This window comes from Nocardiopsis lucentensis DSM 44048 (assembly GCF_000341125.1).
Lineage (GTDB): Bacteria > Actinomycetota > Actinomycetes > Streptosporangiales > Streptosporangiaceae > Nocardiopsis > Nocardiopsis lucentensis.
The window spans coordinates 1-10,664 of sequence record NZ_ANBC01000195.1; the positions used below are offsets into that span (position 1 = coordinate 1).

Annotated in this window: 8 protein-coding genes; 4 read left to right on the plus strand and 4 right to left on the minus strand. The window is 70.2% G+C overall.

Annotation, left to right across the window (positions count from 1 at the left end; translation table 11 throughout):
• On the plus strand, positions 1-1,846 hold a 1,846-nt coding region (locus D471_RS0106465), incomplete at its 5' end, for a SpoIIE family protein phosphatase (RefSeq protein ID WP_017597868.1).
• 349 nt (positions 1,847-2,195) lie between these two features.
• Complete coding sequence (locus tag D471_RS0106470) at positions 2,196-3,755, plus strand: RNA polymerase sigma factor (RefSeq protein WP_241479580.1); 1,560 nt, start codon at positions 2,196-2,198, stop codon at positions 3,753-3,755.
• Positions 3,756-4,028: 273 nt separating this feature from the next.
• On the opposite strand, the gene yaaA is transcribed toward D471_RS0106470, so the two are convergent.
• On the minus strand, positions 4,029-4,826 hold the full coding sequence (yaaA, locus tag D471_RS0106475) for a peroxide stress protein YaaA (protein WP_017597870.1): 798 nt from the start codon (positions 4,824-4,826) through the stop codon (positions 4,029-4,031).
• Between the two features lie 105 nt (positions 4,827-4,931).
• Here yaaA and D471_RS0106480 point away from each other — a divergent pair, with 105 nt between their 5' ends.
• Entirely contained in the window at positions 4,932-5,642 is a 711-nt protein-coding gene (locus D471_RS0106480) for a GNAT family N-acetyltransferase (protein WP_017597871.1), read from the plus strand.
• Positions 5,643-5,785: 143 nt separating this feature from the next.
• Here the strand turns inward: D471_RS0106480 and D471_RS0106485 are convergent, their stop codons facing one another.
• Positions 5,786-6,010, minus strand: a complete 225-nt coding sequence (locus tag D471_RS0106485) for a DUF7455 domain-containing protein (protein ID WP_017597872.1) — start codon at positions 6,008-6,010, stop codon at positions 5,786-5,788.
• A 460-nt stretch (positions 6,011-6,470) separates the two neighbouring features.
• Here D471_RS0106485 and D471_RS0106490 point away from each other — a divergent pair, with 460 nt between their 5' ends.
• On the plus strand, positions 6,471-8,576 hold the full coding sequence (locus tag D471_RS0106490) for a DNA gyrase/topoisomerase IV subunit B (protein ID WP_017597873.1): 2,106 nt from the start codon (positions 6,471-6,473) through the stop codon (positions 8,574-8,576).
• A gap of 191 nt (positions 8,577-8,767) precedes the next feature.
• Here D471_RS0106490 and D471_RS0106495 read toward each other — a convergent pair whose 3' ends face one another.
• Both D471_RS0106495 and D471_RS0106500 read right to left on the minus strand, forming a co-directional pair.
• Entirely contained in the window at positions 8,768-9,922 is a 1,155-nt protein-coding gene (locus D471_RS0106495) for an L-cysteine desulfhydrase Cds1 (protein WP_026127473.1), read from the minus strand.
• A gap of 119 nt (positions 9,923-10,041) precedes the next feature.
• The gene (locus D471_RS0106500; RefSeq protein ID WP_026127474.1) at positions 10,042-10,368 is read right to left on the minus strand and encodes a tetratricopeptide repeat protein; all 327 of its coding nucleotides are present in this window, start codon (positions 10,366-10,368) and stop codon (positions 10,042-10,044) included.
• Positions 10,369-10,664: the final 296 nt, after the last annotated feature.

Consider the following 10,664-nt stretch of genomic DNA (forward strand, 5'->3'; position numbering starts at 1 on the left):
GGGCGATGCGGCCGGAGCCGCGGCCCAGCGCGCCTCCCTGGCCGCCGTGCGCGGCGGTGGAGACGCGGTCCGGGACCGGTTCCGGACCGCGCGGGGACAGGTCTGGGACCTGACCTGGTTCCCGGTCGCCGACCCTGACACCGGGGAGGACCAGGTCGGACTCATCGCCGCTCGGGAACACGAGTCCGCGGCGGCCCGACGCGACGAACGGCGGTTGCGTGCCCTGCTGCAGGCGGGCCACCAGATCGTTTGGGCGGCCGGACCCGGCGGAGACATGCACGAGGATTGTCCCCAGTGGCGTTCCGTCACCGGTCAGGACGTCGAGGCCTACCTGGGACGGGGATGGCTCGGGGCGGTTCACCCCGACGACCGCACCCGGGTCGAGCGGGCGTGGAACGACGCCGTGCTGGACGTGACCCCCTTCGACGCCATGTTCCGGGTGCGGACCCGCTCAGGCGGTTACGACCATTACCGGGCGCGCGCAAATCCGATCAAGGACGGGACCGAAACTGTCGAGTGGATCGGCACGTTCGTGGACGTCACCACCGAACGCGAGGCTGACGAACTTCGCCAGCGGCTCAACCAGCAGCTGGGTGAGGCGGCCATGCGCACCGCCCGCCTCCAGAAGGCCACCTCCGACCTCGCTGAGGCGCTCACCGTCGACGACGTCGTGGGGGCCATGTCCGAGATCGGTCACTCCGGTGTGGGCGCCGACCACACCCGTGTCGTCCTGTACGACCGCGACCGTCTCCGCCTGCGCGCCATGGCCACCGAACACGCCCACGCGCCGCCCCGGGCCTCGTTCTCGCTCGAACACCCCGACCCCGCCGCCCGCGCCGTCGCCGACCAGGCGCCGTGCCTGGCCGCGAACCCGGCTGAGCTGCGCGCGCTGTTCGAGGACGCGCCGGAGGTCGACGAGTTGGTCGAGGCCACCCCGGAACGCGCCTGGGTCGCCCTGCCGATGGCGATCGCGGGCCGGACCATCGGCGCGCTGCGCCTGTCCTTCACCGCGCCGCGCGAGGTCACCGACGAGGAACGCGTGTTCCTGGAGGCACTCGCCGGCCAGTGCGCCCTGGCCGTGGGGCGGGCCCAGCTCTACGAGCGCGAACACGACACCGCGCAGGCGCTTCAGCACAGCCTCCTGCCCGAGGAGCTCCCCGAGGTCAGCGGGGTGCGCCTGGCCGCCTACTACCGTTCGGGCTCCCAGCACGTGCAGGTGGGCGGTGACTGGTACGACGCCTTCCCGCTGCCCTGCGGGCGCGTGGCCGGTGTGCTCGGCGACGTCATGGGCAAGGGCATTCCCGCCGCCGCGGGGATGAGCCGTATCCGCAACGCGCTGCGCGCTCTGGCCTTCAACATGCCCGAACCCGCCGACGTCCTCACCGGGCTGGACCGGATGTTCGACGCCACCGAGGGGATGGACCAGGTCACCACCCTGGTCTACTTCGTCCTCGACCCGGTCACCGGCCAGCTGGACCTGAGCAACGCGGGACACCTGCCCCCGCTCGTGGTCGCGGGCAACGCGGGCCCCTCGCTGCTCGAAGGGGAGCCCGACACGCCGCTCGGGGTCAGCACTCCCAGAGGTCACCACAAATTCTTCGTGCAACCCGGTAACACCGTCGCCCTCTACTCCGATGGTCTGGTTGAGAACCGCAAACGGTCCGTCGCCTCCGGTCTCGACGAGTTGGTCCGCGTGGCCGCCTCGGCGCCCCCGGAGGCTGTGGGCGACCCACATCAGATGCTGGAGTACCTTGTTGAGAGCATGCTCGAAGGGTACGAGCAGGACGACGACGTCACACTGCTCGCCGTTCAGCTTCCGGTGATCGACTCCGCGTCGGAGCGGTAGACCGTACGAACAAGTCCATTGCCTTGCCTACAGTGAAGAAGCCGTTCCGCCCCGCGACGCGGGGGTGATCCTCCAGGGGGATGACCTCCGAGAGCGCATACGCTTGATAGACAAACGGCTTCCCCGCCCCAGTGGGGACGATCCCAGGCCGCAGGTGGGAGAGGGCGCGCGCCCGGTCCCGGCCAGGCGGACCAACCGGGTCCGACAATCTCGCCACACGTCCGTTCGAGAGGTGTTTGTGTCATCTGCCAGTTCGACTCGCTCGAAGCAGTCCGAGTCACTGCAAGAGCCCGTCATTCAGCAGCTGATCGAGCGTGGGCGGTCCCAGGGCTTTCTTGAGCCCGAGGACGTGCGCCGTGCCTTCGAAGAGGCCGAAATCCCGATGTCGCAGGCGCAGTCCGTGCTTCGCATCCTCGCCAAGGAGGACGTGACCGTACGAGTGCCCGAGTCGGCCTCCTCGCGGCGCAAGGCTCCCCGGCGCAAGACGGCGACCACGCGGTCCACCTCGACCAGGTCCACCAAGACCACGGCCACGCGGTCGGCCAAGCCCGCGCGCGCCGCAGCCGCCCAGCAGCAGCCGGAGACGGTGACCGCCGCCGTCGGCTCGGCCGACGCCGAGGACGCGCCCACCGACACCACGGCTGCCAAGAAGACCCCGGCCAAGAAGACGACGACCGCCAAGAAGGCGGCGCCGAAGAAGACCCCGGCCAAGAAGACGACGACCGCCAAGAAGGCGACCGCCACCAAGAAGTCGGCCAAGAAGGACCTCGAACTGGCGCCCGCGGGGGAGTTCGCGGACGAGGGGCTGGACGACCTCGAACACACCGGCGCCGAGCTGGAACTGGTCGAGGACCCGGCGGACGCCACGGACAAGGACACCAAGCCCGCCAAGCCCGAGGCCGTCGGCGCGCCCACCGTGCCCAAGTCCGAGGACGAGTCCTTCGTCCTGTACGACGATGACGACGACGCTCCCGCCGCCCAGGTGGTCGCGGCCGGTGCCACCGCGGACCCGGTCAAGGACTACCTGAAGCAGATCGGTAAGGTGCCGCTGCTCAACGCCGAACAGGAGGTCGAGCTCGCCAAGCGGATCGAGGCCGGGCTGTTCGCCGAGGAGAAGCTCTCCGAGGAGGGCGACGTCCTCAGCTTCGAGCTGCGCGACGAGCTGGAGTGGATCGCCGAGGACGGTGGCCGTGCCAAGAAGCACCTGTTGGAGGCCAACCTCCGACTGGTCGTGTCGCTGGCCAAGCGCTACACCGGGCGCGGGATGCTGTTCCTGGACCTGATCCAGGAGGGCAACCTGGGTCTGATCCGCGCGGTGGAGAAGTTCGACTACACCAAGGGCTTCAAGTTCTCCACCTACGCCACGTGGTGGATCCGCCAGGCGATCACCCGCGCGATGGCCGACCAGGCGCGCACCATCCGCATTCCGGTGCACATGGTCGAGGTCATCAACAAGCTGGCCCGCGTCCAGCGCCAGATGCTCCAGGACCTGGGCCGCGAGCCCACCCCGGAGGAGCTGGCCAAGGAACTGGACATGACCCCTGAAAAGGTGGTCGAGGTCCAAAAGTACGGCCGTGAGCCGATTTCCCTGCACACCCCGCTGGGCGAGGACGGCGACAGCGAGTTCGGTGACCTCATCGAGGACTCCGAGGCCATCCAGCCGGGTGAGGCGGTCAGCTTCACGCTCCTGCAGGAGCAGCTGCACTCGGTCCTGGACACCCTGTCCGAGCGCGAGGCCGGCGTGGTCTCCATGCGCTTCGGTCTCACCGACGGCCAGCCGAAGACTTTAGACGAGATCGGCAAGGTCTACGGGGTCACCCGTGAGCGCATCCGGCAGATCGAGAGCAAGACGATGTCGAAGCTCCGTCACCCGTCGCGTTCGCAGGTGCTCCGTGACTACCTGGACTAGGCCGGTCCGGGTAGCAACGACCTGAAAGGCCGTTTCCGGTGTGCCGCCCCGATCCCTCGGGACGGCACACCGGTCCGCTTTCGCCCCGCCGCCCGCGGGTGTGGCGATCCCCGCGTGTCCTCGGGCGCACCGGGCGCTTCCCCCATGTGTTCCAGGGTGTGTCGACGTCCATCCGACAGCAGCCATGCTGTCACCCGGGGTGTAGGTGCGGGATAAAGGCATGACGTAGGGGGACGACCGTCGCGGTCGTCCCCCTACGTGTGTCAGTGCCGGTCAGTCGCGGATGACGACGTCCATGGTGCGCGCGGTCCCCGGCTTGGCCGCGGGCTGGAGCTCCACCGTGTGCCCGAGGTCGCGCAGGGCGGCCACCAGTTCGTCCGGGGTGGTGGCGTCCACCCCCTCGGTCAGGAGCACGCGCGCGATGTCGCCGCGCGTGGCCTTGGCCATGTGGCTGACCACCGAGCGGCGCGTCTGCCCGTCGACGACCCGCTCGCGCAGGACCCGGACGGCGACCGTGCGCTCGGCCGCGGCCCCCTTCGGCCGGAACGCGGCGGCGTAGGCGGACGAGCGGCAGTCGACCAGCATCCGGTCCTCGGCCAGCCCACCCAGCGGGCCGCTCATGGCGCGCCGCCAGTACGCCCCCAGTCCGCCCAGCGGGGGCAGTGTGACCCCCATCGACAGGCGGTAGGGCGGCACCCTGTCCTCGGGCCCGACCACGCCCCACAACCCGGAGAACACCAGGACGCGTTCGCGCGTGCGTTCGGCGGCGGGGGAGTCGAGCAGCGAGGGCAGCCCCAGGCGGTCGTAGAGCACGCCCGTGTACAGGTCGGCGGCGCGCAGGGTCGGCGCGGTGGCCAGGTCCAGGTTGCGCTTGAGAGCGTCCGCCTGGCCCGGGGACAGGCCCAGGACCTCCAGGGCCGTTTCCTCCGGGCCCGAGCACACCTCGGCCAGCGTCGCCGCGACCTCGTCGCGGGCCCCGGTCAGTTCGGGGAGGGTCAGCGAGGCCGGGTCCAGACGCGGCCCCTCGCCGGAGGTGGCCTTGCCCTCGGACGGCGGCAGCAAGATGAGCATGGTGGGACTTCCCTGGTACTGCGGGTGGAGAGCCGGATCGGCCCTGCCATGGTACGGGGTCGCCACTAGCATCGTCGGATCATCGGAAGCGTCGAGGGGCTCGGGATGCACGCGTGGGCACGCAGGATCGCCAGGGACTGGCCGCCGGAGGAGGTGTGCGTCACCGACGGATGGCACCTGGGCTACGCGGGCGGGGTGACCTTCCGCGCCAACTCGGCCGTGCTCCTGGACCCGGCCGCCGCACGGGTGGAGACCGTCGAGCGGTTCTACCGTGAGCGCGGGGCGCCCCCGGCGGTACAGGTCTGGAGGGGGATGGACGACCTGGACCGGAACCTGGCCGCACGCGGGTACGCGAAGGGCCGCGCCGCCATGGTCATGGTGCGCGACATCGGTGACGTGGGTGACTCCGCGGCTTTGGCGCAGGCCAGGGTCGAGGTGGCGTCGCGGCCCGACACGCGGTGGCGGGCGCTGTGGTCGGCGGAGGGCGTGGACACGCGGGTCGCGGAGGGCCAGCACCGGATCATGGACCGCGTCCCGGTCATGGGGTACGCCGTGGAGACGTCGGGCGGGGCCCGGGGGTGTGCGGCGGCCGCTGACGGATGGGTCGGGCTGTACAACATGTTCACGGAGCCGAAGATCCGGGGGCTCGGGCTCGCCCGGGAGATCATCGGGGCGCTGCTCGCCTGGGGGCGGGACAGGGGCGCCGAGCGGGCCTACCTGCTGGTCCTGGAGGACAACGCGGCGGCGTTGCGGGCCTACGAGCGCGCGGGCTTCAGCGAGGTGGACCGCTACCACTACCGCGTGGGCGAACCGTAGGGGACGCGGGGCGGTGGTCGAACCGCAGGCGGGGCCCACCGGGGCCCGTGGTGCACCCGTGTCACACACGAGAGAGGGCGGCGACCCCTTCCGGGGCCGCCGCCGCACGTTCCGTACTTCCGTGTGAAGTTGTCCGTTCGTGGCTAACGCTCGTCGGCGGTGGCCTTGCTCTCGTGGAGCCTGTCCGTCTCGTCCTGGATGTCCGAGGCGATCTTGCGGAGGGATTCGTCGTGCTTCCGCATGTGGTGCGCGCAGAAGAGAAGCTCGCCGCCGGAGTTCAAGAGCACTCGGACGTACGCCTGTGCACCACAGCGGTCACAACGGTCGGCAGCCGTCAGCTGCTGGGTGGGGGCAAGGGTTCCAGTCACTTCGCCATCCTCAATACTCGGCGTTAGTCACCTCTGACAACATCTAACCGCCCCCAGACGTTCCCAACCGGTTCGGCTGTACGCCGACAGCGGAATCCGCCCGGTTGGCTCCCCGGATGAACGAGATGGGGTCTTTGTCGCCCGCTGTCGGTTCCCTGCCTTGTTGATACCCCTTGTGTGGCTCCGGCATCCCCAGAAAGTGGGAGTATCCAGGTCGCATCCACAGGAGGTGGTAGTCTCGCGCGGGGCAGCACCCGTCGCCGCGTCCACGCGGCCCGACACGGGCGGCCCCCGGCGACGACGCCGGACGCGACTCAGGTGGCCCACGACCCCGCTCACTCCACCACGTGGAAACCGACCGGCACGCCGTGGCCTGCCCCCTTTCGTCGGTGCGGCGCGGTACAAAGGGCACGCACCGCATCAGAGCTCCAAAGGCCCTCAAGACGCAGGAGATGTCCGAGTGACCGCCTTGACCGCAGCCGTCCACGACCCCGAGGATTACTCCGCTCGGCACCTGTCGGTCCTGGAGGGCCTGGAGGCGGTACGCAAACGGCCGGGCATGTACATCGGCTCCACCGACAGCCGAGGCCTGACCCACTGCATGTGGGAGATCATCGACAACTCCGTCGACGAGGCGTTGGGCGGCTTCTGCGGCCGGATCGACGTCACGCTCCACTCCGACGGCTCCGTCTCGGTCAGCGACGACGGCCGCGGCATCCCGGTGGACGCCGAACCCAAGTCCGGCCTGTCCGGTGTCGAGCTGGTCATGACCAAGCTCCACGCGGGTGGCAAGTTCGGCTCGGGCTCCTACACCGCCTCCGGCGGCCTGCACGGCGTCGGCGCCTCCGTCGTCAACGCCCTGTCCGCGCGGGTCGACGTCGAGGTCGACCGGCAGGGGCACACGCACGCGATCAGCTTCCGCAGGGGCATCGCGGGCCGCTTCGCGGGGGCCGGGCCCGACGCCGAGTTCACGCCGGTCTCCGGACTGGAGCAGGTCCGCAAGGTCGCCAAGAAGATCACCGGCACCCGGATCCGCTTCTGGCCGGACATGCAGATCTTCCTCAAGGGCGCCGAGATCGCCCGCGAGTCCCTCCTCGACCGCGCCCGCCAGACGGCCTTCCTCGTCCCGGGTCTGACCATCGCCGTGCGCGACGAGCGCGCGGACGGTGAGCCCGCCTACACCGAGGAGTTCCGCTTCGACGGCGGTATCAGCGAGTTCTGCACCTTCCTCGCGCCGGACGAGCCGGTCAGCGACGTCCTGCGCATCCAGGGCTCGGGCACCTTCAACGAGACCGTCCCGGTCCTGGACGACGCCGGACACATGGTCCCGGCCGACGTCGAGCGCCGCCTGGACGTGGACGTGGCCCTGCGCTGGGGCACCGGCTACGACACCACCGTCCGCTCCTTCGTCAACGTCATCGCCACCCCCAAGGGCGGCACGCACCTCAACGGCTTCGAGCGCGCCCTGGTCCGGGTGATCAACGACCAGCTGCGCGCCACCAAGCTGCTCAAGACCAATGACGACCCCGTCACCAAGGACGACACCCAGGAGGGCCTGACCGCGGTCGTCACCGTCCGCCTGCCCGAACCGCAGTTCGAGGGGCAGACCAAGGAGATCCTGGGCACCTCCGCGGCTTCCCGGATCGTCTCCCAGGTGGTCGGCAAGGAGCTGCGCGAGTTCCTCACCTCCACCAAGAAGGCCGAGAAGGCCAAGGCGCGCACGGTCCTGGAGAAGGTCGTCGGCGCGGCCAAGGCTCGGCTCGCGGCACGCCAGCAGCGCGAGACCCAGCGGCGCAAGAACGCGCTGGAGAACTCGGCGCTGCCCGCCAAGCTCGTGGACTGTCGCAGCGAGGGTCTGGAGCACAGCGAACTGTTCATCGTCGAGGGCGACTCGGCGCTGGGAACCGCCAAGCTGGCCCGCGACTCCGAGTTCCAGGCGCTCCTGCCGATCCGGGGCAAGATCCTCAACGTGCAGAAGTCGTCGGTCACCGACATGCTCAAGAACGCCGAGTGCGCCGCGATCCTCCAGGTGGTCGGCGCGGGATCGGGCCGCACGTTCGACATCGACGCCGCCCGCTACGGCCGGATCATCCTCATGGCCGACGCCGACGTGGACGGCGCGCACATCCGGTGCCTGCTGCTCACCCTCATCTACCGCTACATGCGGCCCATGCTGGAGGCGGGCCGGGTGTACGCCGCGGTCCCGCCGTTGCACCGCATCGAGCTGACCAACACCCGGCGCAAGCGCGGCGCCAGGCCCGAGGACCGCTACATCTACACCTACTCCGACGCCGAGCTGTCGCGCACGCTGCTGGACCTGGAGAAGCGGAAGATCTCCTGGAAGGAACCGGTCCAGCGGTACAAGGGTCTGGGCGAGATGGACGCCGACCAGCTGGCCGAGACGACCATGGACCCGCGTCGGCGCACCCTCCGCCGTATCCGGGTGGAGCAGGCCGAGGAAGCCGCCTCGGTGTTCAACCTGCTCATGGGCAACGAGGTGGCGCCCCGCCGCAGGTTCATCCAGGAGGGCGCCCAAGAGCTGGACGTCGCCCGCATCGACACCTGATCGTGCCTCTTGGGGCCTCCGCTTCGCTTTGGCCCGTGTTCGGGCGCCCAAAGAGGCAGGAATTCTTCCTCCTCGGCGGCGCCTATCGCTCGTTCCTCGCTACGCGGCTTGCCTCGTCGTGCAGAACCCTGCCGACGCCCGAACGTCAAACTCCCTGGGGCCTGCCGCCGCGCTTCGGCCCGTCCAGGAACCTAGGTCCCGGGCGGGCTCGGCGGGGCCCAGTCCCCGCTCTCGAGCAGCCGATCGATGGCCGCACGGTAGGGGGCCGGGTCCAGGCCCCGCTCCGCCACCCAGGCGTCGTCGTAGTAGCTGTGCTGGTACCGTTCGCCGCCATCGCAGATCAGGGTGACCACACTGCCCTTGCGGCCCTCACGGAGCATCCTGGCCACCAGGTGCCACACGCCCCACAGGTTGGTGCCGGTGGAGCCGCCCGCGCACAGGCCGGTGACCTCGTGCAGGTGACGCATCGCGGCGATGCTCGCGGCGTCGGGCACCGGCATCATCAGGTCGATCACCGACGGGACGAAGCTCGGCTCCATACGCGGGCGGCCGATGCCCTCGATCCGCGACGGCATCCCCGTGGCGTAGTCGGTCGCGCCGGTCACCCAGCCGGGGAAGAACGCCGAGTTCTCCGGGTCCACGACCGACAGTCGGGTGCCCAACCGCCGGTAGCGCAGGTAGCGGCCGATGGTGGCGGGCGTGCCGCCCGTGCCCGCGCCCACCACGATCCACTCGGGGCAGGGGTAGCGCTCCATCGAGAGCTGTTCGAAGATCGACTCCGCGATGTTGTTGTTGCCCCGCCAGTCGGTGGCGCGCTCGGCGTAGGTGAACTGGTCCATGTAGTGGCCGTTGGTCTCCCGGGCGAGCCGTTCGGCCTCGGTGTACATGTCCGGCGGGGAGTCGACGAAGTGGCACCGGCCCCCGTAGCGCTCGATCAGCGCGATCTTCTCCGGGCTCGTCCTGCGGGGGAGGACCGTGACGAAATCCAGTCCGACCAACTGCGCGAAATAGGCCTCCGACACGGCGGTGGAGCCCGAACTGGCCTCCACGATGGTGGTGCCCTCGGTGATCCAGCCGTTGGCCAGCCCGTAGAGGAACAGCGAACGCGCCAAGCGGTGCTTGAGACTGCCGGTGGGGTGCACCGACTCGTCCTTCAGGTACAGGTCGATGCCCCACTCGGGCGGCAGCGGGAACACGTGCAGGTGCGTGTCGGCCGAGCGGTTGGCGTCGGCGACGACCCTGCGGACCGCCTCGTCGGCCCAGGCGCGGGCACGATCGCTGGACCGGTCCACGCACGCGGGGTCATGGGAGGGATCAGGGCTGTCGGGGGCTGTGGGACGTGCCATGATCAGCAGCGTAGCCGCTGCGGACCGGCGCTTCGCCCCGCTGTGCCCGGGGTGCGCGGGTGTCGGGGAGAGCCGCGCGGGCGGCCCCGCCGGATCGGCGGAGCGGCGCCCAGGGCGGTTCAGTCGAGGGACCCGCCGGACATCGCGGCGTGCATGCGCCGGTAGGTCGAGGCCTCCTCGTGGCGGCTCTGGCGTTCCAGGGTGCGCGCGAGCGCGATGTGGGCCCAGTTGTCGACGGGGTCCAGTTCGATGATCCTGCGGAAGGTCCGTTCGGCCTTCCTGAGCTGCGCCGAGTGGAAGTAGGCGCGGCCGAGCAGTTCCAGGAGGGAGCGGCTGTTCGGCTCGTGTTCGACGATCGGCTCCAGAGTGCGGGCGGCGTAGATCGGGTCGCCCAGCTCCATGAACATGCGTGCGCGGTTGAAGATCTCGTAGGTGTTCTCTTCCACGGTGCTCCTCTCGACGGCGGGGCCGTCCCGGATCACAACGGCCACCGTGGTGACCGCATTCCCAGACGAGACACGGGGAGGAAACGGCACGGCGCGCACTCGTGGAGCACCACCCCGCCGCACCCGTCCCCACTGGAGAGATCCCCGGACGGTGCCGCGTGCACACACGGGCACGGCCGTCGGTCCCTCCGGGGGACGGATGCGGTCGGGGCGCCAGGCCGCGGGTCAGACGTCGGCGGGGGTGATCCGGCCCGAGTCCACGTCGTAGATCGCGCCGGCCACCGGCAGGCCCGCGG